Annotated in this window: 16 protein-coding genes; 8 read left to right on the forward strand and 8 right to left on the reverse strand. The window is 69.8% G+C overall.

All coding sequences use genetic code 11. The annotated features are described in order from the left end of the window. Positions 1-24: 24 nt before the first annotated feature. The 3 genes from ABZ803_RS02475 to metH form a co-directional block, all read right to left on the reverse strand. Positions 25-696: an HAD family phosphatase gene (locus ABZ803_RS02475; RefSeq protein WP_357031731.1), complete on the reverse strand. Its 672-nt coding sequence runs from the start codon at positions 694-696 to the stop codon at positions 25-27. Positions 697-995: 299 nt separating this feature from the next. Then, positions 996-2,807: a serine/threonine-protein kinase gene (locus tag ABZ803_RS02480; RefSeq protein ID WP_357031735.1), complete on the reverse strand. Its 1,812-nt coding sequence runs from the start codon at positions 2,805-2,807 to the stop codon at positions 996-998. Positions 2,808-3,157: 350 nt separating this feature from the next. After that, positions 3,158-6,754, reverse strand: coding sequence for a methionine synthase (gene metH, locus ABZ803_RS02485; RefSeq protein WP_357031736.1), 3,597 nt, complete (start codon positions 6,752-6,754; stop codon positions 3,158-3,160). Positions 6,755-6,921: 167 nt separating this feature from the next. On the opposite strand from metH, the gene ABZ803_RS02490 reads away from it, so the two are divergent. Together ABZ803_RS02490 and ABZ803_RS02495 are read left to right on the forward strand one after the other, a co-directional pair. Next, a complete protein-coding gene (locus ABZ803_RS02490) occupies positions 6,922-7,806 on the forward strand; it encodes a PAC2 family protein (RefSeq protein ID WP_039798445.1) in 885 nt (294 codons plus the stop codon). A gap of 101 nt (positions 7,807-7,907) precedes the next feature. Then, positions 7,908-10,496 (forward strand): AMP-binding protein, encoded by a 2,589-nt coding sequence (locus ABZ803_RS02495; RefSeq protein ID WP_357031740.1) that lies wholly within the window; start codon positions 7,908-7,910, stop codon positions 10,494-10,496. Here ABZ803_RS02495 and ABZ803_RS02500 read toward each other — a convergent pair. Continuing rightward, complete coding sequence (locus ABZ803_RS02500) at positions 10,398-10,703, reverse strand: hypothetical protein (RefSeq protein WP_083880623.1); 306 nt, start codon at positions 10,701-10,703, stop codon at positions 10,398-10,400. The genes ABZ803_RS02495 and ABZ803_RS02500 overlap by 99 nt on opposite strands. Positions 10,704-11,034: 331 nt before the next feature. On the opposite strand from ABZ803_RS02500, the gene ABZ803_RS02505 reads away from it, so the two are divergent. From ABZ803_RS02505 to ABZ803_RS02520, 4 genes are all read left to right on the forward strand, one after another. Continuing rightward, positions 11,035-12,174 (forward strand): XRE family transcriptional regulator, encoded by a 1,140-nt coding sequence (locus tag ABZ803_RS02505; RefSeq protein ID WP_357032643.1) that lies wholly within the window; start codon positions 11,035-11,037, stop codon positions 12,172-12,174. 107 nt (positions 12,175-12,281) lie between these two features. Then, the gene (locus ABZ803_RS02510) at positions 12,282-13,988 is read left to right on the forward strand and encodes a TIGR02677 family protein (RefSeq protein ID WP_357031743.1); all 1,707 of its coding nucleotides are present in this window, start codon (positions 12,282-12,284) and stop codon (positions 13,986-13,988) included. Continuing rightward, positions 13,988-15,409, forward strand: coding sequence for a TIGR02678 family protein (locus ABZ803_RS02515; protein WP_357031746.1), 1,422 nt, complete (start codon positions 13,988-13,990; stop codon positions 15,407-15,409). Before ABZ803_RS02510 ends, ABZ803_RS02515 begins: the two co-directional genes overlap by 1 nt. Positions 15,410-15,412: 3 nt before the next feature. Continuing rightward, on the forward strand, positions 15,413-19,603 hold the full coding sequence (locus tag ABZ803_RS02520) for a TIGR02680 family protein (protein WP_357031749.1): 4,191 nt from the start codon (positions 15,413-15,415) through the stop codon (positions 19,601-19,603). A 27-nt stretch (positions 19,604-19,630) separates the two neighbouring features. Here the strand turns inward: ABZ803_RS02520 and ABZ803_RS02525 are convergent, their stop codons facing one another. Next, the gene (locus tag ABZ803_RS02525; RefSeq protein WP_357031752.1) at positions 19,631-19,945 is read right to left on the reverse strand and encodes a helix-turn-helix domain-containing protein; all 315 of its coding nucleotides are present in this window, start codon (positions 19,943-19,945) and stop codon (positions 19,631-19,633) included. Positions 19,946-20,029: 84 nt separating this feature from the next. On the opposite strand from ABZ803_RS02525, the gene ABZ803_RS02530 reads away from it, so the two are divergent. After that, positions 20,030-20,800 carry a glucose 1-dehydrogenase gene (locus tag ABZ803_RS02530; protein WP_357031755.1) on the forward strand — a complete coding sequence of 257 codons (771 nt, stop codon included), beginning with the start codon at positions 20,030-20,032 and terminating at the stop codon, positions 20,798-20,800. 91 nt (positions 20,801-20,891) lie between these two features. Here ABZ803_RS02530 and ABZ803_RS02535 read toward each other — a convergent pair whose 3' ends face one another. The 3 genes from ABZ803_RS02535 to ABZ803_RS02545 form a co-directional block, all read right to left on the reverse strand. Further along, complete coding sequence (locus tag ABZ803_RS02535) at positions 20,892-21,383, reverse strand: M15 family metallopeptidase (protein WP_357031758.1); 492 nt, start codon at positions 21,381-21,383, stop codon at positions 20,892-20,894. A gap of 791 nt (positions 21,384-22,174) precedes the next feature. Then, positions 22,175-22,639: a hypothetical protein gene (locus ABZ803_RS02540; RefSeq protein WP_357031761.1), complete on the reverse strand. Its 465-nt coding sequence runs from the start codon at positions 22,637-22,639 to the stop codon at positions 22,175-22,177. A gap of 138 nt (positions 22,640-22,777) precedes the next feature. Then, positions 22,778-24,454 carry a fumarate hydratase gene (locus ABZ803_RS02545; protein WP_357031763.1) on the reverse strand — a complete coding sequence of 559 codons (1,677 nt, stop codon included), beginning with the start codon at positions 24,452-24,454 and terminating at the stop codon, positions 22,778-22,780. A gap of 277 nt (positions 24,455-24,731) precedes the next feature. On the opposite strand from ABZ803_RS02545, the gene ABZ803_RS02550 reads away from it, so the two are divergent. Continuing rightward, the gene (locus tag ABZ803_RS02550; protein ID WP_040867239.1) at positions 24,732-25,202 is read left to right on the forward strand and encodes a MarR family winged helix-turn-helix transcriptional regulator; all 471 of its coding nucleotides are present in this window, start codon (positions 24,732-24,734) and stop codon (positions 25,200-25,202) included. The last annotated feature ends 2 nt before the right edge of the window (positions 25,203-25,204 follow it).

Genomic DNA, 25,204 nt, shown 5'->3' on the forward strand with positions numbered 1-25,204 from the left:
CGGCGGGCGATTCGCCCGAACAGCTCAACGACGTACGCGCAGAGCGTGTTCGAGATCCGCGACGGTCAGCCCGATCAGTGAATCCCGGAACATCCGTCCCGGCGCGTGCGGCACCGGGATCTCGCACGGGACCACCATCAGCGCACAGCCCGCGGCCTGCGCCGCACGGGCGCCGGTGGGCGAGTCCTCCACCGCCACACAGTGTTCCGGATCCAGTCCGAGCAGTTCGGCGGCGCGCAGGTAGACATCCGGCTCCGGCTTGCCGTGCGCCACCTCGTCGCCGCAGACCGAGACGTCGAAGAAGTCGCGCCCCAGGGTGTCCAGACCGAATTCCGTGAGCGACCGCTTGGTATTGGTGACGAGCGCACTCGACAACCCCGCCGCGCGAACCATGGCCAGTGCGTCCTTCGCACCCGGCCGCCACGGGATCGGGCCGGTCATCAATTCGGTCACCCGCCGTTCCAGGAACTCCCCCGCCGCCCGCAGTGAGTCGGGCGTGGGCGCGATGCCGAGACCGGTGAACATGATCCGCAGAGCGTTCGGGCCCGACGCCCCGATCAGCGCGTGCCGGATCGCGTCGGTCATCTCGCGGCCGTGCTCGCGCGCCAGTTCGCGCACCGCGACGTCCCAGAGTTTCTCCGAGTCCAGCAGCGTGCCGTCCATGTCCCAGAGCACTCCGGCCAATCGCGCTGTCACGTTCGGTCCTTCTCCTAGATCTCGTCCATGTCATGGGCACAGCTCGGCGGGCGGTCCGCGCCCCACCGCGAAGTGCGCCCACGGAACCGTACCGCCGGGCGAAGCCCCGCTCACCCGTACAGCCGGATGGCCCGGGTGCTGCCCGGCGTTCGTCCATCGTGCCGCGTGAGGCGGAGGTAGCTACCCGAAGCGCACCGTCGGGTGCGCCCCCACGCCGAGCCCGAGCAAGGGCCGCGCCCGATCGGTGCGGTCACGGCGAAGTCGCCCACAGCAGGCGCCGACCGCGATGAGGAACCGGTCTAGGTGCCCGACGCGGCGATCTGCAGCTTGGCACTGTCCCCGACGACCTCGATCCATCGGTTCTCGGAGGTCGTCGTGCCGTTCTTCAGGGTATAGGTCAGCGCGACCACCGCCCGGTTCGCACCGTTCTGCGTGACCGAGCCCACGCTCACCGAGCGGATGGAGCCCCAGAAGTTCACGTAGGAGTCGTAACCGGTCTTCGACTGGTATCCAGGGGCGAGCTGTGTCCAGGCGCCGGAGACGTTGGCGGGCAGCATGCCGTAATAGCCCTGGATGAACGAGGCGATCCGGTCGGGCGTCGGCGGCCCGGACGGCGCGGTCGTCGCGGTGGCGGTGGGGCCGGTGGTGGTCGGGGCGGGGCCCGACGTGGTGGGCTGGGGGGTGGTGGCGGGCGGCGGGGTGGTGCTCGGTGCCGGATTCGTCGTCTGCGCGGGCGGGGCGGTTCCCGGTGGGGGCGGGGGCGGCGGCGCTCCTGCGGAAGTGGTCGCGGGCACGGGCACGGGAGCGGGCGCCGGGGAGGAGGACGCCTGAGCCGGGGGTTGGGCGGGAGCTTGGGCCGGGGCCGGTCGCGGCTGCGATCCGGCCGAGTCGGCCGTCGACGGCGCGTTCTCGGGCGCCCCGGCGGCCGGCGGCACCGCCGACGACGTCGCCGCGTCGCCGCCCTCGCTGTCGACGGTGGTGAGCGTCGCGATGATGGCGACCAGGATCAGCACCCCGACCACCGCGGCGACTTCCACGGCGATCAACCGGCCGCGCTGCCTGCCCCGCAGCACGCCCGGCAACGTCGCCGCTCGCCCGGGCCGCCTCGGCGCCGGCGGCGGCGTGACCGATTGCGGCGGGAACGGACTCGGCCCGGCGAAGGGCACGACAGCGGTGACCTCGTCGTCCACCGGCTGCTCCGGCGATACGGCGGCGGCTCGGCCGGGCAGGACGGTCGTCGCCGTGGCGGGGGCGGGAATCACCTTGGTCACCGCTACGGGCAATTGTGGATTCCGGCCCGCCGCAACGGCTTCGAGGACCGCTTTCGCCTCCCGCATGGTCGGGCGGTCGGCGACGGACGGAGCGAGCAGGTACATCAGCACCGGCCCCAGCGGGCCCGCGGCCTCGGGGGGCGGGATCTCCCCCCGCGCGACCGCGTGCAGCAGGGCGAGCGGGTTGTCGCCCTCGCCGAAGGGCGGGGTGCCCTGCACCGCCGCGTACAGCGTCGAACCGAGGGCGAAGACATCGGAAGCCGGTTCCGGATCCTCGCCGCGCGCCACCTCCGGCGACAGATAGGCCGGCGTCCCGGCGAGGAAGCCGGTGGCCGTGACCGTCACGTCGCCGACCGCGCGGGAGATGCCGAAATCGGTGATCTTGACCGTGCCGTCGTCGGCGACCAGCAGGTTCGCCGGCTTCACGTCCCGGTGCATGATCCCCGCGTCGTGCGCGGCGGCCAGGGCGCTCGCCGCTTGCGCGCCGATCTCGGCGACCTCGATCGGCGGCAGCGTCCGATTGCCCGACAGTTTGGTCGCCAGGCTCGGCGCGTCCATGTACTCCATGACCAACCAGGGCTGGCCGTCCTCCTCGGCCACGTCGAACACGGTGATGGCATTCGGATGGTGCAGCCGGGCGGCGATCCGCCCCTCCCGCATGGCACGTCGCTTCGCCTCCAGCGCCGCCGACCCGGACAGTCCGGGACCGAGCAACACCTGTTTGACCGCGACGGCGCGCTGCAACCGGACATCGGTCGCTCGCCAGACCACACCCATGGCGCCGGTGCCGATCGGATCCGTGAGCCGGTACCGTCCCGCGATCAATCGATCCGCCGTCATGGTGGTGTGCCTCTCCTACTCACGCGCCTAGCCGTTTCGCACTCCGCGCGTAAGTCCGCCAAGAACTCCGAAGGCGTACGCGCCGAGGTGCTTCGCACCACTGAGCAGGGAAGCGAACGCATCCGCCGACTGCTCCGGATGCAGTTACAACGCCTTCGACAATGGCACATCCACCCGACAGACATCCACCTCCCGGCGCTGGCCCGGGCGATCGCCCAGGTCAACACCGCGCGCCCGCGCGCCATGACGCGCCGACGCGCACCCGATTCGCGCGAGAACCGGCATCCGGCCAGGTAGCAAAGGCCCTTGGCACGAGAGCATTTCGCTATGGCTCGCGGCCCGCCGCACGCCTACGCGTTGAAGTACTTCGCCTCCGGATGCAGCAGCACGAAGGCGTCGGTGGACTGCTCCGGATGCAGCTGCAGCTCCTCCGACAACACCACGCCGATACGATCGGCCTCGAGCAGGTCGACCAGCTTGGCGCGGTCCTCCAGGTCGGGGCAGGCGCCATAGCCGAAGGAGTAACGCGCGCCGCGGTAACCGAGCTTGAAGTACTCCAGCACGTCCGCCGGGTCGGACTCGGCGACCGCGTGACCCTCGAGCACCAGTTCCTCGCGGATGCGCCGGTGCCAGTACTCGGCGAGCGCCTCGGTGAGCTGGACGCCGATGCCGTGCACCTCCAGGTAGTCGCGGTAGCTGTCGCCCGCGAACAGTTCGTTGGCGAAGTCGGCGATCGGCTGACCCATGGTGACCAGCTGGAACGGCAGGACGTCGACCTGACCGGTCGTGCGGGCGTAGTCCCGGGAACGGATGAAGTCGGCGATGCACAGGAAACGGTCGCGCTGCTGACGCGGGAAGGTGAACCGGTACCGTTCCGGCGCGTCGGGCTCCGGTTCGGTGAGCACGATGACCTCGTCGCCTTCGGACACCGCGGGGAAGTAGCCGTACACCACCGCGGCGTGCTGCAACACGCCTTCGGTGCTCAACCGGTCCAGCCAGGCGCGCAGGCGGGGCCTGCCCTCGGTTTCCACCAGTTCCTCGTAGCTCGGTCCGTCGCCGCCCCGCTGCCCGCGCAGGCCCCACTGGCCCAGGAACAGCGCCCGCTCGTCCAGCAGACCCGAGTACTCGTGCAGGGCAAGACCTTTCACCAGCCGCGTGCCCCAGAACGGCGGCACCGGCACCGGCAGATCGGCCGCGACGTCGGAGCGCTCGGGCACCACGACGGGCACCTCGGCCGCCCGGCGCTCCGCGGCGATCCGCTTGGAGCGCTCGTGGCGCGCTTTGCGCTCGGCCGCCCGCTCCCGCTCGGCGACGGCTTCCGGGCTGTCCGGGTCCGCTTCGCCGCCGCGCTTGCGGGTCATGATGTCGTCCATCAGCCGCAGGCCCTCGAACGCGTCGCGCGCGTAGTGCACGTCGCCCTCGTACACCGCGGTGAGATCGTTCTCCACGTACGACCGGGTGAGGGCCGCGCCGCCGAGCAGCACGGGGAACTGCTCGGCCACGCCCTTGGCGTTGAGTTCCTCGAGGTTCTCCTTCATCACCACCGTCGACTTCACCAGCAGGCCGGACATGCCGATGACATCGGCCTTCTTGTCCACCGCCGCGTCCAGGATGGTGGCGATCGGCTGCTTGATGCCGAGATTGACCACCTCGTAGCCGTTGTTCGACAGGATGATGTCCACCAGGTTCTTGCCGATGTCGTGCACGTCGCCCTTGACGGTGGCCAGCACGATGCGGCCCTTGCCGCTGTCGTCGGTGGCCTCCATATGCGGCTCCAGGTACGCGACGGCGGCCTTCATCACCTCGGCGGACTGCAACACGAACGGCAGCTGCATCTGACCGGAGCCGAACAGCTCACCGACCGTCTTCATCCCGGCGAGCAGGGTCTCGTTGATGATCTGCAGCGGTGGCACCTCGGTCATGGCCGCGTCGAGGTCGGCCTCCATCCCCGCTCGTTCACCGTCGACGATCCGTCGCTCCAGCCGCTCGAACAGCGGCAGCGCGGCCAGTTCCTCCGCACGCGACGCCTTCGACGAGGAGGTGGAGACGCCTTCGAACAGCGCCATCAGCTTCTGCAGCGGGTCGTAGTCCTCGGCGCGACGGTCGTACACCAGATCCAGCGCGGTTTCGCGCTGCTCGTCCGGGATCCGGCTGATCGGGAGGATCTTCGAGGCGTGCACGATCGCGGAGTCCAGACCGGCCTCGACGCATTCGTGCATGAAGACCGAGTTGAGCACCTGCCGGGCCGCCGGGTTGAGACCGAAGGAGATGTTGGACAGACCCAGGGTGGTCTGCACCCGGGGATGGCGGCGCTTGAGCTCGCGGATGGCCTCGATGGTCTCCAGCCCGTCGCGGCGCGACTCCTCCTGGCCGGTGCCGAGGGTGAAGGTGAGCGTGTCGATGATGATGTCGCTCTCCGACAGCCCCCAGTTGCCGGTGATGTCGGCGATCAACCGCTCGGCGATCTCCACCTTCTTCGCCGCGGTGCGGGCCTGGCCCTCCTCGTCGATGGTCAGCGCCACCACCGCGGCGCCGTGCTCGGCGACCAGCCGCATGGTCTGCTGGAAACGCGAATCGGGGCCTGCGCCGTCCTCGTAGTTCACCGAGTTGACCGCGCAACGCCCGCCGAGATGTTCCAGCCCGGCCTGCAACACCGGGGCCTCGGTGGAGTCGAGCATGATCGGCAGCGTCGAGGCGGTGGCCAGCCGGGCGGCCAGCTCCCTCATGTCGCGGGTGCCGTCCCGGCCGACGTAGTCGACGCACAGATCGAGCATGTGCGCGCCGTCGCGGGTCTGGTCCTTGGCGATGTCCAGGCACTTCTGCCAGTCCTCGGCCAGCATGGCGTCGCGGAAGGCCTTGGAGCCGTTGGCGTTCGTGCGCTCGCCGATCATCAGGACCGAGGCGTCCTGTTCGAACGGCACCGCGGTGTACATGCTGGACACGCTCGGCTCGTGCACCGGCGCGCGCCGCTCGGCGATCGGCGGCAGGGCCTGTTCGACCTCGCGCACCGCGGCGGTGACCTGACGGATGTGCTCGGGCGTTGTCCCGCAGCAGCCGCCGACCAGGGCCAGCCCGAACTCGCTGACGAACCCGCGCAGCGCGACCGCGAGCTCCTCGGGCGTGAGCGGATACTCCGCCCCGTGGGCGCCGAGCACCGGCAGCCCGGCGTTCGGCATCACCGAGACCGGCACCTGCGCGTGCCGGGACAGGTGGCGCAGGTGCTCGCTCATCTCGTCCGGGCCGGTCGCGCAGTTCAGGCCGATCATGTCGATGCCGAGCGGCTCCAGCGCCGTCAGCGCCGCGCCGATCTCGCTGCCCACCAGCATCGTGCCGGTGGTCTCCACCGTGACGTGGGTGATGATCGGGATCCGGCGGCCCAGCTTCGCCATCGCGCGCCTGCTGCCGGTCACCGCCGCCTTCACCTGGAGCAGGTCCTGGCAGGTCTCGATGAGGATGGCGTCGGCGCCGCCGTCCAGCATGCCGAGGGCGGCCTCGGTGTAGGCGTCGCGCAGCGCGGCGAACGGGGCGTGACCGAGCGTGGGCAGCTTGGTGCCCGGCCCCATCGAACCGAGCACGTACCGTGGCGTACCGTCGGCGGACGGACCCATCTCGTCGGCGACCTCGCGGGCCAGCCTGGTGCCGCGCTCGGACAGGTCGCGGATCCGGTCGGCGATGTCGTAGTCGGCGAGGTTGGGCAGATTGCAGCCGAAGGTGTTGGTCTCGACCGCGTCGGCGCCCGCTTCGAAATAGGCGCGGTGGATGTCGCGCAGGACGTCGGGGCGGGTGTCGTTGAGGATTTCGTTACAGCCCTCCAACCCGCGGAAATCGTCCAGGGTCAGATCAGCCGCTTGCAGCATGGTGCCCATCGCACCGTCGCCGATGACGACACGGCGGCGCAGCGTGTCGAGTAGCGTGGTGTCGAACTCGGCGGGGATGGACGCAGACATGCGTTCCAGCGTAGTGGGCAGGGGGGACGTTCCAGGCCACCGCGTCGAGGCTCGGTGGCCTGGACCACACACCCGGCGCGACGCCGCCGCATCCGCTCGCGGAAACACGCCACCCGGTCCGGCCGTCATACGACACGCCATATCGCCGCACGCCGTAGGCTGACCGAGTGAACGCCAGTGAAACTCCCGATCCGGAACTGCCGACGTTGCGGGATCCGGTGCTGGTCGCCGCCTTCGAGGGGTGGAACGACGCCGGTGACGCGGCCAGCGGCGCCGTCGAGCATCTGGAACTGATCTGGGACGCCGAACCGTTGGCCGAACTCGACTCCGAGGACTACTACGACTATCAGGTCAACCGGCCGACCGTGCGTCAGGTGGACGGGGTGACCAGGGAAATCCAGTGGCCGTCGACGATGCTGTCGGTCTGCTCGCCGCCCGGAAGCGACCGCGACGTGGTGCTGCTGCGCGGCATCGAACCGAACATGCGCTGGCGCAGCTTCTGCGGCGACCTGCTGGAGTTCATCGAGCAGCTCGGGGTGCAGACGGTGGTCATTCTCGGCGCCTTGCTGGCGGACACTCCGCATACCAGACCGGTGCCGGTGACCGGCTCGGCCTACAGCAAGGAGGCGGCCGAGCGGTTCAACCTGGAACAGACCCGCTACGAGGGCCCCACCGGGATCACCGGCGTGCTGCAGGACCAGTGCGTGAAGGCGGGCGTCCCGGCGGTGTCGTTCTGGGCCGCCGTCCCGCACTACGTCTCCCAGCCGCCCAATCCTAAGGCGACCATCGCGCTGCTGCACCGGGTGGAGGACGTGCTCGACATCGAAGTGCCGCTGGGTGAGCTGCCCAAGCAGGCGGAGGACTGGGAGACCGCGGTCAACGAGATGACCGTGGGCGACGAGGAGATCAGCGAGTACGTGCGCTCGCTGGAGGAGCGCGGGGACGCGGCGGTCGACGTGAACGAGGCGATGGCCAAGATCGACGGCGACGCCATCGCGGCGGAATTCGAGAAGTACCTGCGCAGACGAGGTCCGGGCAGCTTCGGTCTCTGATCGGCGGCGCGGCGGCGCGTTCGGGATGGACGACCGTTCACCGGAAGTTCGCCAGGGGCCACCTTCGGGCCGGGGAACGGCCGCCTCCTACACTTTCGCCGGTGACCGTCCATCCGATCGTCGAGCGTCTGCGCACCTTCGACGAACGGATCGCCGTCCGGTGCCCCGACCGTGCCGACGCGGACGGCGCCGCGCCCGAATCCGCGCGGCAGGTCACTTACGCTCGGCTTGCGGCGCTGGTCGAGGGTTACGCGGCCGAACTGGGCCCGGCCCGCCGCCTCGTCGCGCTCGCCGCGCGCAATGACCTCGCCTCGCTCGTCGCGTATCTCGGAGCGCTCAGCGCCGGCTGCGTCGTGTTGCTCACCGAGCAGATCACTGCGGAGTTGCGGGACGCCTACGATCCGGACGTCCTCATCGAAGGAGGCCGCGCCCGCGTGGTGCGGGAGCGCTCGGCGCATCGTCTGCATCCGGATCTCGCGCTGCTGCTGAGCACCTCGGGGTCCACCGGGTCGCCCAAGCTCGTCCGGCTCTCGGCGAGGAACCTGCGCGCCAACGCCGCGGCCATCGCCGAGTACCTGGCCATCGGCCCGGAGGACTGCGCGGCCACCACCCTGCCGATGTTCTACTGCTACGGCCTGTCGGTGGTGCACAGTCATCTGCTGCGCGGAGCGAGCCTCCTGCTCACCGACCGGTCGGTACTGGACACGGAATTCTGGCGCGCGTTCCGGGAATGTCGCGCAACGTCTTTCGCCGCGGTGCCCTACACCATCGATCTGCTCGACCGCATCGGTTTCGCTCGCATGAATCTGCCACACCTGCGCTACGTCACCCAGGCGGGCGGCAGGCTGGCGCCGCGGCGAGTGCGCGAATACGCCGAACTCGGGCGGGCGAACGGCTGGGACTTCGTCGTCATGTACGGCCAGACCGAGGCCACCGCCCGGATGGCGTACCTGCCCGCGCATCTGGCGAGCGCACATCCCGACTGCATCGGGATAGCGATCCCCGGTGGCGAATTCACCCTCGAGCCGATCGAGGAAGCCGACGAGGGGGACGAACCGCGCGAACTGGTCTATCACGGCGCCAATGTGATGATGGGCTACGCGAAGTCGGCCGCAGACCTCGCGCTCGGCCGCACGCTCGACGCGCTGCGCACCGGCGACCTGGCCCGGCGCACACCGGAGGGCTTGTATCAGGTGGTCGGCAGGCGCAGCCGCTTCGCCAAGATCTTCGGATTGCGCATCGATCTGGAGCGGCTCGAATCCGGGCTGGCGGCGGCCGGTTTCACGGCGTGTTGCGCCGACGACGACACCCACTTGGTCGTCGCGGTGGAGACTCCTCGGTCCGATCCGACCGAAATCGCCGCGCGCCTGTCCGGCCTGCCCGCCGCCGCCATCCGGATCCGGCCGGTCGAGCGAATGCCACGGCTACCGAATGGCAAACCCGACTATCCCGCGATCCGGCGGCTGGCCGGATCCGCGCCGCAGGTGCGTGACATCCGCACCCTCTACGCCACCACCCTGGGCATCGACCCCGCGCTGATCCGCGCGGACAGCACGTTCGTCGATCTCGGCGGGAATTCGCTGACCTACGTGACCACCGCGGCACGACTGGAGCGAACACTCGGCGACCTCCCAACCGACTGGCCGAACACCTCCGTGGCGGACCTGGAGCGGATACCGGAGGGTCGCAGCAGGTTCGGACGGGCCCTCGACACCGGAACGCTGCTGCGCGCGATCGGCATCGTGCTGATCGTGAGCGCGCACGCCGGAGTATTCGTGCGGTGGGGCGCGGCGCACGTGCTGCTCGGTGTGGCCGGATTCAATTTCGCACGGTTCGCCGTGACCGTGGCGCCACCCGCCGCGCGCTTGCGGCATACGCTGCGCGCCGCGGGCTCCATCGCGGCGCCCACGGCGCTGTGGGTCGCGCTGACGCTACCCTTCAGCGACTACTACGGGTGGCAGAATGTCCTGTTGCTGAACAAGATTCTCGGCCCGCACGACAGCGCCACCGCCGGGCACCTGTGGTTTCTCGAGGTGCTCGTGTACTTCACGCTGGCCGCCGCGCTGCTGATCCGGATCCCCGTGCTGGACCGATGGCAACGCGCCGAGCCGTTCTGGTTCGCGATGGCGCTGGTCGCGATATGTCTCGTGTTCCGATACCAGGCGTTCGGTCTGTATTCGCCGAAGGACATCCCGTTCTCCCCGCTGGTGGTGTGGCTCTTCGCGCTCGGCTGGGCGGCGGCGAAGGCGACGTCGGTGTGGCAGCGGATGACGGTGAGTGCCGTCGTACTGATCACGGTGCCCGGCTATTTCGGCGTTCCCGAGCGGGAGCGACTGATCATGGCGGGCTTGCTCGCACTGGTGTGGTTGTCCGCGGTCCGGGTTCCCGCCGTCGTCGCCGTCTGCGCGGCGGTGCTGGCCGACGGATCGCTGTTCGTCTATCTGCTGCACTGGCAGGTGTACCCGCTGTTCGAACAGCACCGGCTCGCGGGGCTGCTCGCTTCCCTGGCAGCGGGTGTACTGGCCAGCGGTACGGTTACCTGGCTGCGACGCTGGGGATCGGTGCGGTATCGGGCAATTCGGTCGCGGCGGTCAGCTCTCCACGGTCCACACCCGCGCCGCCGCCTCCTGGGCCAGTTTGGCGATCAGGATGTCGCGCGGAATCGTCTGACCGGCAAAGTGATCGAGTGAGGGAACCACAACATGATGCGCGTCCGCGCGCTTGAGTTCCGCCGTGAGTTCGACGAAAGCCGTCCCGTCGCCGCCGGTCGATTCATGGAACGTTGCGGCGAAGCACAGCCCTTCCTCGCGGGCGAGGCTGCTCATCGCGGCCTCGAGCTCCTTGCTATGGCCATCGGCCAGATCGTCACGCAAGTATCCATAGATCAACGCTTCCACCCGAACCTCCGTTGGATTGGGATCGCTGTTCTCTTATGTGGATCCACCCGTTTTACGGGGTATTTGCGCTTCGTGCAAGAGCAGATGTACTTGCAGTTGCTCTTGCAGGAGGGGCTGGCTAACTTCTGGCGCCATGACCAGCATGCACAATGCGGCGGCGCGAATGTAGCTGTCAACACACGGACATCTGCCTGCCCTCTTGGGGCCACCAAACGTTAACTGGTGCGATACTACAGACGTGGCCGCTACCGACGATCGACCCGTCTGGGCTGTCCGAATGCGCTCCGAGCGTGACGCGAGGGGGTGGTCGCAAGCCGACGCTGTTCGCGTGATGCGTGGAAAGTCTTCGCACAACCTGCCGACCGACAGTACTCTCCTACGTAATTGGCGCCGTTGGGAATCGGGCGAATCACGCCCCGACGACTTCTACGCGCCCATCATCGCCGCCACCTTCGACACGGTGCCCGCGGCGTTCTTCCCCAAGACCAGACCGAACCGGGACGACGAATTGCTCTCGGCGACGGGCATGGACACGCTCGAGTTCATCGGACGATTGCGCATGTCCGATGTGTCCTCGGTGACGCTGGAGGCCATCCGCATCACCGCCGAACGCCTGTGCTGCGAATACTCCTATGCCGACCCGCACGACCTGCACGCCGAGGGCACGGCGTGGCTGCGCAGGATCACCTCGTTGCTGGACGGTCGCCTGACCCTGGCCCAGCACCGCGAAATCCTCGTTCTCGCCGGATGGGTCGCGTTGCTGGTCGGCTGCGTGGACTACGACCTCGGCCGGCGCACCGCCGCCGAGGCGACCCGCCGCGCCGCCCAATCGCTGGCGCAGGAGGCGGAGAACGTCGAGATCGCCGCGTGGACGGCGGAAATGACCGCGTGGTTCGCGCTGACCCAGGGCAACTACCGCGGCGTCATCGAGGCCGTTCAGCCGACGCTGGAAGTAAGCCAGCACCTGCGCGTCGGCGTGCAGCTCGCCGCCCAGCGCGCCAAAGCCTGGGCCAGGCTCGGCAATACGCGCGAGGTGGAGACCGCGCTGGACGAAGGTCGAGCTATCTTGCAGCGACTCGAACATCCGGCGAATCTGGACAACCACTTCGTGATCGACGCGAACAAGTTCGATTTCTACGCGATGGACTGCTGCCGCGTCGCGGGCGAGGATCGGCTTGCCGAAAGCTACGCGCGCGAAGTGATTCGCAACGCCACCCGTCCCGACGGCACGGTGCGCAACCCGATGCGGGTCTCCGAGGCACACCTGACGCTGGCCGTGGTCGCGGTGCGCGACCGCGACCTGGAGCTGGCGGTGGCCGAGGGCATGCGCGCGTTCGCCGGCAGCAGGCGCTCCCTGCCCTCGCTGATGTGGATCGCGGGTGAGGTCGCGCGCGAGATCATCGAGCGTTTCCCCGGCGACCCGCGCACGCGCGCGTATCTGGACCAGATGCGTTCGATGTCCGTCGAATGACCCGGCCCGCGCCGCGACCGCGGCGAACGGTGCCGAACCGGACGCGGCCACGCCGGACACCGGAACGTCGTGCGGGCGGCGATCAGCCCGCTACTACCCTGTTCCCGGTGACCGACTCCGCTGACAGCTGTGCCGATACCCGGTGGGACGACCGGCTGCGGCTGTTCTCCTTCGCCACCGCCGAGCGGCGCGCCGACTACCTGCGGGTGCTGCGCGCGTTCGACAGTGCGCGTGCGGCGTACGTGGTGCTGCTGCATGCCGACGACGTCGCGGAGTGGATCGGACGCAACGGAAATTCCCTGCGCACGCCCGATCTGGTGGCTACGAACCAACCGGTCGCGATGGCCGGTGGAAAGGAGCATGCCGGGGAATCGCGAAGCTCCGCGGGCCCGCACGAAGGTGGCCGGCCGGAACCGGAGACCGACCCGCCGGACCGATTTCCGGAGACCAGCGGCCCGGCGGCGGCCCCACGCCTGACGGCCGCCGAGATCGGTCCGCTGCTCGACCAGCTGCACCAGTGGGGCGTGCTGGAGCGCAGTTACGACGGAACCCGCGCCGCGACGCTGGCCGAATACCGCAACCGGCACTACGTATATCAGTTCTCCCAGGCCGGATTCCAGGCATACCGGGCGGTCGCCGATGTGCTCAGCGCGCGCCTCGACGAGGCCTCGTTGTCGCGCTTGGTCCTGCCGGAATTGCTGGCCGATCTGCACACCTTGGCCGAAGCCAACCGGGCGGGCGACGCCGAACGCGTCTACCGCACGCTGCGCCGCCTCGACACCGCGCTGTCCGACCTGGCCGCTCGCGCGGCGCACTTCTATCTGGGGCTCGGCGACCTGGTGCGCACCACCGAGATCACCCCCGAATCGTTTCTCGCGCACAAGGACGCGCTGCTGGCGCACATGCGTGAGTTCAGCCTCGACCTGGCCCGGTTCACGCCGCGACTGGCGGCCGCCATCGCCGAGATCGAGGAGACCGGCGTCGAGGACCTGATCGACCGCGCGGCCCGTTGCGACGAACGAGTGCTGCTGGGCATCGAGGAACGCCGATCGGATTGGCAGGCCAGATGGGACGGACTGCGGACCTGGTTCGTCGCCTCCGGCGGCGGAGAGCCTGCGGGCACCACGGAGGCCGAGCGGCTGCGCGAGGCCACCATGAGCGCCATCGCCGCGGTGCTGTCGTTGCTGCGCCGGGTCACCGAGACGCGGCGCGGCGGAGTCAGCCGAGAGTCGGCGCTACGGCATCTGGCGGGCTGGTTCACCGCGGCGCCGAGCGCGGACAGCGCCCACGCGCTGTTCGACGCGGTGTTCGGGCTGGGCAAGCCGCGGCACCTGGCGATGGAACACCCCGACGCCGACGTGATCCCGGCGATCCGGTCCTGGTGGGACGCACCGCCGTTGGAGATCTCACGCACGCTCGCCGAGACCGGGCGCCCGCCCTCGGCTGGTGCGCCCGCCCGCCTCCACCGCAACGACGCCGGTATCCGGCGTCTGCGCGAGGCGCAATTGGACGCGCAACGGGCCCGCGCCGAGGCCGCCCGGTCACTGGCTTCCGGCGACGTGCACGAACGGGTGCTGGACGAACGGGAAACCGAAGTGCTGCTGCGGTTGCTGGACGCCGCGTCGACCGCGTGGGTTCCGGTGCGCGGCCGGGTGGCGGGCACCACCGGTTCCGACAGCGGCGTCAACCTGACGGTGTCCGAGCACGACGGCCCGACCGTCGTGCGCACCACCCGCGGGCTGCTGCGGTTGAACAACCGCGCGCTGAAGATCGAGCAGACGACCGGAGCGCGGTCGCGCGGGGAGCGCCGCTGATGCACGGACGCACCATCGATGCACTCGCGCTGGACAATTATCAACGCGCGGCCCGGGTCATCCTGGCCAACCACCTGGTGACCCGCACCTATCCGGACCGGATCGCGCTGCCGCTGATCCGGCGCTGGGCCACCGAGCTGCGCGAGGACCTGGCCGAATTGTTCGGCTATCGGCTCGAAGTCACCGAGACGACGGCACGCGTCTTCCCGGTACTCGACCACCTCGACGCGGGCAGGCCCGCGCGCACGCCCGCCGAGCGCGTCTTCGACCGCCGCCGCTACGCCTACCTCGCGCTCGCGCTCGCCGCGCTGGGGCGGGCCGGGGACCAGATCACGTTGTCGGAGCTGGCCGATCAGGTCGCGGCCTACGCCGGCCGGGTGGACGGCCTGGAGCTGGCCACCGACCGGGCCGCCGACCGCGACGCGTTCGTCGACGCGGTGGGCTGGCTGACCGCGCGCGGCGCGCTCGCCTTGGCCGACGGTGACGCGGGCGGGTGGGCCAGTGATCCGGATGCCGGTGAGGCGCTCTACGACATCGACCGGCCGGTGGTTTTCGCGTTGTTCCGGCCGCCGCGGGCATTGCAGCATCTGCACAGCGTGCGTGGGCTGCTCGGCGAGGAGGCAACGGGCACCACCGTTACCGCCGCCGGGACCACCGGCGCCGAGATCGCGCGCCGGGTGCGCAGGGCGCTGGTCGAACGACCGGTGGTGTACGCCGAGGACCTCGCGCCCGACGAGCGCCCCGCCCTCGCCCAGGAGCGGCTGGTAGCGGAGGTCGAGCTGTTCACCGGGCTGCGCGCCGAACGCCGTGCCGAGGGGGTCGCGTTGATCGACACCTCGGGGCGGCTGTCGGACGTCCGTTTCCCGGGGACCGGTACGCTCGCGCAGGTCGCTTTGCTGCTGGCCGGTGAGATCGCCGATCGGGTATTGGATATCGACCACCCGTTGCCGCGACGCCACCCCGTCGCGGAGCCGGATGCGGCCTTGGCCGACCAGCTCGATGAAGCCATCCCCGAATCCACGGTGTTCGCACCACTGGCCGAGACGCGTGCAGCGGCGGCGCCCGCCGACGATCTCGATCCCCCGGATGACTTCCAGGCGCAGGGGGACCGGCCAACGCCCGGCTATCCGCTGATCGAGCGGACCTGGCTGCGCGAGACGGTGCAGGCACTGGCCGACCGGTACGGCACGACCTTCGCCGCGCAGTGGCAGGCCGACGTCGCGCGCCTCACCACCGAGGTGGTGGCCCTGCTGGAACGACTACGGCTGGTCCGGACGATCGAGGAGGGACTGCTCGTGCTGCCTGCCCTGGCCCGCTACCGTGGCGCGGTTGTGACGGTCCGCACCAAGCGGGCCGCGGAACTGTTCGTCACCGCGGCCGACACCTACGGGCCCGGCGGTACCGGCACGGAAGGGAACTGAGGGATGTCGCTCATTCACGGCGGAGTGCGGTTCACCCCGACCCGCGCCGGGATCGTCAACCTGTGGGACTACCGCGACCAGGAGTTCTGTTTCGCCGACGGCAGATTGGTGCTGCGCGGGCCGAACGGGTCGGGCAAGACCAAAGCGCTGGAGGTGCTGTTCCCGTTCGTGCTGGACGGCCGGATCGAGCCGCGCAGGCTCAATCCGTTCGCCGGCGAGGAACGCACGATGAAGTCGAATCTGCTCTACCGCAAGCAGGACTCGGCCTATTCCTATGTCTGGATGGAATTCGCGCGCGGTCGCTGGGAGGACCCAGAGGCGGTCACCGTCGGCATCGGCATGCGCGCCACCCGTTCCTCGGACAAGGTGACCCGCTGGTATTTCGTCGCCGACGGACGGGTCGGCGTCGACTTCTCCCTGATCGGCCCGGACGACCGGCCGTTCACCCGTAAACAACTCGCCGAGCAGATCGGCACCGACTCGATCGTCGACCGGCCGGTGGACTATCGCAACGCCATCGACGCGCGCATGTTCGGACTCGGCACGCAGCGCTACGACCAGCTCATCAATCTGATCCTCACGCTCCGCCGCCCGCAGCTGGCCAAGAACCTGGACCCGCGCGGGCTGTCGCAGGCCCTCACCGACGGCCTGCGCCCGCTCGACGAGCAGCTGATCCTGGACGCCGCCCGGTCGTTCAGCGATATGGAGGAGGTCGGGCGCACTCTGGAGGGTTTGGTGTTCGCCGACACCGCGACACGGGCCTTCGTCGAGGTGTACCGCAAATACCTTGCCGTCCAAGCGAAGACCGACGTCGACCAGGTCCGCGTGCGGCTGGACGCGGTGACCCACGCCGGTACGGCGCTGTTCGCCGCCACGGCCCTGCGTGAGCGCAGGGACACCGAGCGCGCCGCCGCCGAGGCCCGCGCCGAGGACGCCGACCGCGCCTACGAACAGGCCCTCGCCGATCGGGAGAACCTCCAGCGCTCCAGCGCCTACGAGGGCAAACAGCAGCTCGACGACCTGGCCGACGCGGTGCGGCGCCTGGAGACCTCGGCGGGTGTGCACGCCGACAAGGCGCTCAAGGCCCGCCAGACCCTGGACCAGCGGACCGTGGAGGCCGAGCGCGCGCGAACCGCGGTGCGCACCGCCGCTGCCGCGCTCGCCCGCGGCGAGGACGACCTGCGCGGCGCCGCGCAGGAGGCGGGGATCGCGTGGGCGCCGCTGCCGGAATCGATCCGGGCCGAGCAGCTCACCGCGGCGGTGCGCGGGCACGCCGAGGAACGCGACGCCGACGTGCGCGCGGTCCGCAAGGCGGTGGGGGCGATGGAGACCGCCGCCGCCGAACGCACCAGGGCCGAGCGGCTGTCCGAGCGCGCGAACGAGCTGCGTGACGCGGCCGCGGCGGAGGTCGCGCACGCCGAAGCGAAGGTCGCGTTGACCCGCTCCGAGGCCGCGGCCGCGTTGCGCGCCTGGTGGGACGAGCACAACGATGTCTACACCCCGGTGCGCGCCGGTCTTTTCGAGGCGCTGAACTCGGCTCTGGCCGAGGCCGGTTCCGATGCGCCGACCATCGGCGAGGTCCTGACCGAGCGCACCGAGCCGCTGCTGGAGGAGATTCGCGGCCGCCGCCAGGAGGCACGCGCCCGCGTGGCCGCGGCGGCGGCGCGCGGCAGTGAGCTCAGCGCCGAACACGAACGCGTGACGGCCCGGCGAGACGACGCGCCACCGGCATTCGCGGGCCGCCGCGGCCGGACCGGCGACCGGCCCGGCGCCCCGCTGTGGCGGCTGGTGCGCTTCGCGGACGGCGTGACGCCCGAGTCCGCGGCGGGCATCGAGGCCGCACTGCACGCCGCGAATCTGCTGGACGCCTGGGTCTGTCCGGAGGGCGAGGTGCCGCCGGACTACGACTCCGATCAGTTCCTGGTACCGCTGCCCGCGCCGGAGCGCCCGAACGGTCGCACACTCGCCGACGTGCTGGTCATAGAAGACGATTCCGACACCATGACGGTGCCGCGGCAGGTCGTCGCCGACGTGCTCGCCTCCATCGCCCTGCACGAGGGTGCGGGCGAGCCGAGCGGACCGGTGACGATCGGAGCGGACGGCGCGTTCCGGCAAGGCGTGCAGATCGGCAGGCACCGCAAGACCGACGCCGAATTCATCGGCGCCACCGCGCGGGCCAGGCGCCGCGAGCTCCGCTCGGCCGAGTTGGCCTCGGCCGTGGCGGCCGCGGACGAGGACCGGCGCGCCGCCGAACAGCAGGAGGCCGCCGCCACCGCCGAACTCGCCCGAATCTCCGCCGCCACCAAGGCGCTTCCCCGCCCGGCCACGGTGACCACGGCCTTGCGCGCGGTATCCGAGGCCGCGGGCGTGCTGCGATCGCGGGCGGAGGCCGCCGCCCACGCCGAGCGCGATCTCGACCGAGCGGTCGCGGAACTGTCCGCCGCGGACAAGAAGCTGCGCGCCGCCGCCACCACCCACCGCACGCCGCGCACGGCACAGGAGATCGACGCCCTCGCCGCCGCCATCCGGCATTTCGAGAACACCGGCACGGGACTGCTGCGGCTGCGCGGCGACCACGAACGGGAACGGGAGCGCGAACGCGAGGCCGCCGACCGCTTGACCGAGGCCACCGACCTGGCCGAGGCGTTCACGGAAGAGGCCGAGGCCGCGCGCACCGGCTATCAGGAACAACTGCGCAAGCTGGAGACCCTGCGCGATGCCCTCGGCGCGGACGCGGCCGATATCGACCGCGAACTGGAACAGGCCCGGCAGCGGATCGAGGCGACCAAGTCCGAGCAGAAAGCCGCCCGTAAGGCCGCCAACCAGGCCATCGAGGCGGTCGGCGACGCCGAGGCCGCCTACCGGACCGCGCACGAGTCCCTCGCCACCGCGCTCACCGAGGTGCTGGCGGAGGTTCGCGCTCTCGCGCCCTACGCTCAGCCGGATCTGCTGAGGTTGCTCGGCGCGGCGCCCGAGGGCCGCTGGCCCAGCAGCGACGCGGCGTGGTCGACGCCCGAGCAACTGCTGTACCGGATCTCGACGGCGGGACCGGAGGCGGCACCGCGCGTCCTGCCCGACGAAGTCCACGCGCTGTTCGACAGCCTCACCGCGGCGACCGCGTCGGTGCGCGCGGGCGAGGCGACGCGCAAGTCCACGCGCACGGCGGTGACCGCGGCGTTGCAGGAATTCGACGCCGCGCTCGCCGGTTCGGGCCGCGATTACCGGCTGCAATGGGACGCCGCCGACGGCCTCACCGTCGTCCAGGTGCACGACGAGCACGGCGTCTCCGCGCTGGCCGACTTCGCCACCCGCATCGACGCCGCGCGCCGCGACCAGGAACTTCTGCTGACCGACGCCGAGCGCCGCATCCTGGAGGATGCGCTGCTGACCGGCCTGGCCCAGCAGATCCACGAACGCACGAGCGACGCACGCGATCTCATCGCCAGGATGGGCGCGGAGATGAAGCAGCGACGGATGTCCTCGGGCAACACCATCGGCGTGCACTGGGTGCTCGCCGACAGCCTGTCCGACGCGGCGCGGGCGATGTGCAAGTTGCTGGACCGGGATGCCTCGGCGCTGACAGCGGAGGACCTGGCGGCGATCCGGGCGCACTTCGCCGCCGAGATCCGGGCCGCACGGGCCGCGCACCCGGAACGCTCCTACCCCGAGATCCTGGCCGCGACGCTGGATTACCGCACCTGGCGGGTGTTCTCGTTCACGCTGATCTCCGCCGACGGCAGCGAGGACAAACTCACCGTGGCCAGGCACAGCGCGCTCTCGGGCGGGGAGCAGTCGGTGTCGTTGCACCTGCCGCTGTTCGCCGCGGCGCACGTCATGCTCGATTCGGCCGACCCGCAGGCCCCGCGCCTGCTGGCGCTGGACGAGGCGTTCGCGGGCGTCGACGACAACGGCCGCAGTGAATTGCTGGGGTTGAGCGTGCAATTCGACCTCGATCTCTTCATGACCGGCTACGACCTGTGGATCACCTATCCGCACGTCCCGGCGTGCGCGCACTACGACTTGGCGCACGCGGCGGCCGAGAACACCGTCAGCGCGACCTTGCTGGTGTGGGACAGCGGCGATCTGCTCGCCGAACACGACGGAACCGACCTCACCGCCGCGCTCGGCTCGCCCGATCGCCGCCGGGTGCCCACCACGATCGAAGGCGGCCTGGAACTCACGCCGGTGACTTAGCCGTCCCGGCTCACCGAGCGGCGGCGATCAGGCCGTCGTTTCGCGGCGGGCGGCGTCGAGCAAGGTGTCCAGCAGGCCGGGAAAGCGGGCGTCCAGGTCATCGCGCCGCAGGGACAGCAGCAGTTCCCGGCCGGAGGGCCGCTGCCAGATCACTCCGGCATCGCGCAGCACCCGCCAGTGGTGGGTCAGGTTCGACTTGGCGACGTCCGGCAGCACCGAGCCGCAGGTGTGCTCGCCGCCGTCGGCCAGTACCCGCACCACCCGCAGCCGCAGCGGGTTGCCCAGGGCGGTGAGCACATTCGTCAGCTGGATCTGCGCTCGCTCGGGATGTGCCGCGATCACGCGAACCAGGTTAGCGCGACAGTTGACATACAGTCGAACTGTACGTGAGTATTCGTACAATTAGATGATCTCTGGGAGGTTCTCATGGGCACCGGCATCGATCGCTTCGACGGCAAGATCGCCTTGATCACCGGTGGATCGAGCGGCATGGGCCTGGCCACCGCACGACGCCTGCTCACCGAAGGCGCGCACGTGGTCATCACCGGCCGCGACAAGGGCCGCCTCGACGCCGCGGCCGCGGAACTCGGTGGCGACGACCGCGTTCTCGCGGTGGCCGGTGACGCGGCCGACCTCGGCGATCTCGACACACTCGTCTCGGCTGTGGCGCAACGACACGGACGGCTGGACGTCGTCTTCGCGAACGCGGGCATCGCGGCGTTCCAGCCGACCGAGACCATCACCGAAGCCGAGTTCGACCGTGTGGTGGACACCAACTTCAAAGGGGTGTTCTTCACCATCCAGAAGACCCTCCCCCTGGTGGCGGAGCACGGGGCGATCGTCGTCAACGCCTCCTGGGCGCTGCATCGCGGGGTTCCGGGCGCGTCCCTCTACTCGGCGACCAAGGCGGCCGTGCACAATTTGGCGCGCAGCCTCGCCGCAGAGCTGGCGCCCCGAGGCATCCGGGTGAACTCCGTCAGTCCCGGTTACATCGCGACGCCGTCGTTCCGCGCGAACGTCTCCGCCGAGGCGCAGGCCGCGATCAGTGCCACGGTGGCGGCGGGGCGCGTCGGAACCGCCGAGAACGTGGCCGACGCCGTCGCCTTCCTCGCCTCCGGCGAGGCGTCGTATATCAACGGGCAGGACCTGCTCGTCGACGGAGGCCTGATCACCGCCGCCCCCGACCCGATGGTCTAGCGCGGCCGGCAGGCCGGGCGGTGTCGGCGCGCCCTCGCGTCCCGCGTCATCGGCAATCGGTCCGGCATGGTGGCCGACGTGAACCCGCCGTTCACCGCACGCTGGCGTCGGGCAGCATGGGCGGACACGGCGCGCCGGGCACCGTCTGCAACTCGAAGTGCCAATACTCGTTCTCGAACGTCCGGCACAGCCCCCATCGGTAGCCGTTCACCTCGAGCCACCGCGCGCCCTGCTGCGGACCGACATCGATCGCTTGCCCGGAGACGTGGGTGGACTCCTCCGGCGGGAGCACCCACCGGCGCGCGTCGTCCGGACCGTAGGTCGCCACACCGTCCTCCCACAGCGCCTGCTGCTCGGCGGGCGTCCGGTATCCGGACGTGATGGACAGGGGCACACCCTGCGCGTGCGCCTCGCGTTCGGCGAGGGTGTACGCGAGCGCCAGCGGGGGATCGAGCCCGTCGGTCCCGGCCGCCGACCCGACCGACCCCCGCTGCTCGATGACCGCGGCGTCGGCCTGCGCCTGCCCCGCCTGCGCACCGGTCGCGACCAGCGCGGGTAGCGCCACCGATAGACCGACCAGCATCCGACTCCGACCAGCGATCCCAAACACCATGCGCCGATGCTATCGCCCGCGGTTCCCTATGCCGGGTATGCCCCGATCGCGGGGACGCCTCGTGCGGCGCGGGCGAGGACCGCATCGAGCGCCGCGACTCGAAGGTGGGTCAGCGGGATTTCTCGCGGCGGGCAAGGACGTCTCTTCGCGGCGGTGGGCGTACGTCCGCGAGTACGCGGCCCGACGCGACGCGCGCGCACTCCCCCGCAAGTCCACTCCACAGGACGCGTCCACCGTGTGGACAACTCTCAGCGAATTCCACAGAAAACTCCACACCTTGGGATAATAGTGAGCTGATATGTCCGTTATGCGCCCAATTTCCCTCAGCGAGCAAACATTTCGCCTGGCTTGGAAGACGCACTGTCCACAATCTATTCCAGTGTTGTGGATCACATCTTCGCCAGCGGCGCTACCACACCCGAAATGCCGGAATCCGTGGGAGTTTCGAGTGATTTGTGCTGTCTCACGGTCGGCGGGTCGTCGAGTTCCGGCCGTTGAAAGGAACTTTCGCGAAGCGATGTGTCCCTTTCGGCCCGTATGTCGCGCCTCCCCCGGCGCCGAACTCGACCACGCGGCAACACACCCCGCGCGGTCGCCGACAGCCCGCGCGCGGCGAACGCCACTGCGCTGCAAACACAACGCGGGCGGCTGTCGACTCCTGTCGTCAGCCGCCCGCGAAGAGTGGATGATCCAGATGTAGGGAATTTCACATTCCATCCCCAGCTATGTGGAGACCGAGTGCCTCGGACAATCCGGCCGAACTACGCGTACGGCGGACTGTTCAGCGCGCTCGAACGCCACGGCGGCGCACCCATCCGCGCGCGTCCTCGGCGAATCGATTCCGCCGCTTGCTTGTTGCGCGCGATCCGTTCCAGGATCTCGACGTCGTGCGTCCGCGCGTACGCGAGCGCGAGCCTGATCTTCCCCGTGTTCAGGTTCGACTTCGCACTGAGCACGGCGATCCGGCGTTCGGCGGGGCCGCCCAATTCGCGCAGGCGCGCAACGACTTCCCAGATCTCCGGGCCCGCGGCGAGCGCGGCGCGGCGATCGTCGAGCGGACCGCGGAAGACGATCCCGGGGTGTTCGAGTTGGTCGACGCCCTCACGGATAAGCCGGTCGAGCAGTGCGGTACAGCTGGTTCCCTCTCGGGCAGCGCGATCGGCCAACCGGAGGGCGGCCGACTCGGTGATACACAACGCCGTCGGTACTGGTCTGGACGTGCTCATAGCTCTCCTCGACCTGCATCGGTGCCGGAATCAACGGTGTACTTCGCTAAGCGTGCCCGCTGCGGCGATGCCGAGAACCCGGTGATCGGTAGGACATCGGCGTGTCCGCGTCCAGCCGCATCCGGTTCGAGGGAGACCTCAGACGCGCTCTTTCGAGCGGGTACCCACGCGCAGCGCGATCGGCTTCTGCGTCTCGGCGAAGAAGTCGTTGCCCTTGTCGTCGACGACGATGAACGCCGGGAAGTCCTCGACCTCGATCTTCCAGACCGCTTCCATGCCCAGTTCGGGGTACTCGAGCACCTCGACCGACTTGATGCAGTCCAGTGCCAGCCGGGCGGCCGGTCCGCCGATCGAACCGAGGTAGAAGCCGCCGTGCTCCTTGCACGCCTTGGTGACCTGCGCGGACCGGTTGCCCTTGGCCAGCATGACGAACGAGCCGCCCGCGGCCTGGAACTGGTCGACGTAGGAGTCCATCCGGCCCGCGGTGGTCGGGCCGAAGGAACCGGACGCGTAGCCCTCCGGCGTCTTGGCCGGGCCCGCGTAGTAGACGGCCATGTCGCGCAGATAGTCCGGCATCCGCTCGCCCGCGTCGAGCCGCTCCTTGATCTTGGCATGCGCGATGTCGCGGGCGACGACCAGCGGACCACTCAGCGAAAGCCGGGTCTTGACCGGGTATTTGGACAATTCGGCGCGGATCTCGTCCATCGGCCGGTTCAGGTCGATGCGCACCACGTCGCCGCCCAGGATGGCATCGGTCTGTTCGGGCAGGTACTGCGCGGGCTCGCGCTCGAGCTGTTCCAGGAACACGCCATCGGCGGTGATCTTGGCCAGCGCCTGCCGGTCCGCCGAGCAGGACACCGCGATGGCGACCGGGCAGCTGGCGCCGTGCCGGGGCAGGCGAACGACGCGCACGTCGTGGCAGAAGTACTTGCCGCCGAACTGCGCGCCGATGCCGAAGGACTGGGTCAGCTTGAAGACCTCCTCCTCCAGTTCCAGATCGCGGAAGGCGTGCGCGGACAGCGACCCCTCGGTGGGCAGGCTGTCCAGGTAGTGCGCGGAGGCGTATTTCGCCGTCTTCAAGGCGAACTCGGCGCTGGTGCCGCCGATCACGACCGCGAGGTGGTACGGCGGGCAGGCCGCGGTGCCCAGCGAGCGGATCTTCTCGTCCAGGAACTCCAGCATCCGCGTGGGGTTCAGGATGGCCTTGGTCTCCTGGTATAGGAACGACTTGTTCGCCGACCCGCCGCCCTTGGCCATGAACAGGAACTTGTAGGAGGGGTTCGCCGGATCGCCTGCGGTGGAGTACAGCTCGACCTGCGCGGGCAGGTTGGAACCGGTGTTCTTCTCGTCCCACATGGTGATCGGCGCCAGCTGCGAGTAACGCAGATTCAGCTTGGTGTAGGCGTCGAACACGCCCCTGCTGATCCATTCCGCGTCGTCGGCGCCGGTCAGCACGCCCTCGGACTTCTTGCCCATCACGATCGCGGTGCCGGTGTCCTGACACATGGGCAGGATGCCGCCCGCGGAGATGTTGACGTTCTTGAGCAGATCGAGCGCGACGAAGCGGTCGTTGCCGCTCGACTCGGGATCGTCGATGATCTTGCGCAACTGACCCAGATGCGCCGGGCGCAGGAAGTGACTGATGTCGTGCATCGCGGTCTCGGTGAGCAGCCGCAGCGCCTCCGGTTCCACCTGCAGGAAGGTGCGCCCGTTGTGCTCGAACGTGCTGACGCCTTCGGTGGTGAGCAGCCGGTAGGGGGTGTCGTCCGCGCCGATGGGCAGCAGGTCTGAATAACGGAAGTCCGGCGCGGTCACCAGTCGCACTCCTTTGCATGGGCCCGGATGCCATGAACGGCCGGGCTGGTCACGAGCACAGCGAGCCTAGCCACCACCGCGCACCCCACTGCGGGTTAGGCAACCCTATCTCGGACAGTTGCCCGAAAAGGTTGCACGTTCAACCCCGGTGATGCTACCTCTCGTCTGGTGAGAAAGCGCCCGGGCGCCCGAGTCCGGACGCGCGCAGACCGTTCGCGCGCCGCACATATCGCGACGCGCCACGATCTGGGGACACAGCAGAGTTTGGAGCGCTATCGTGACCGATCCCCATTGGCTCGATGACGTCGAGATGCGCGCCTGGTTGGGTTTCGTGCGCACCCGCGACCTCATCGCCGCGGCGGTCGGGCGGGATTCCACCAAGGAGTCCGACCTCACCTACGTCGAGTACTCGGTACTGGCCTATCTGGCCGAGTCGCCGGACCATCGGCTCACCTTCGCCGACCTCGCGGCCGCACTCGAATGGTCGCAGAGCAGGCTCTCCCACCAGATCACCCGGATGGAGAAGCGGGAGCTGGTGGTGCGCGAGCCGATCCCCGACGACGCCCGCCGCACCGCCGCCAAACTCACTCCGCGCGGCGCCGAAGTGCTGACCGGCGCGGCGCCCGCGCACGTACAGAGCGTGCGCAGGCACATGATCGACATCCTCGACCGCCAGCAGCTGACCGCCTTGGCCGATATCTACGACACCTTGCTCGCGCATCACCGCCGATCGGCGGCAGAGAGCTGACC

The sequence above is a fragment of the Nocardia sp. NPDC047648 genome, assembly GCF_040642815.1.
Taxonomy (GTDB): Bacteria; Actinomycetota; Actinomycetes; order Mycobacteriales; family Mycobacteriaceae; genus Nocardia; species Nocardia gamkensis.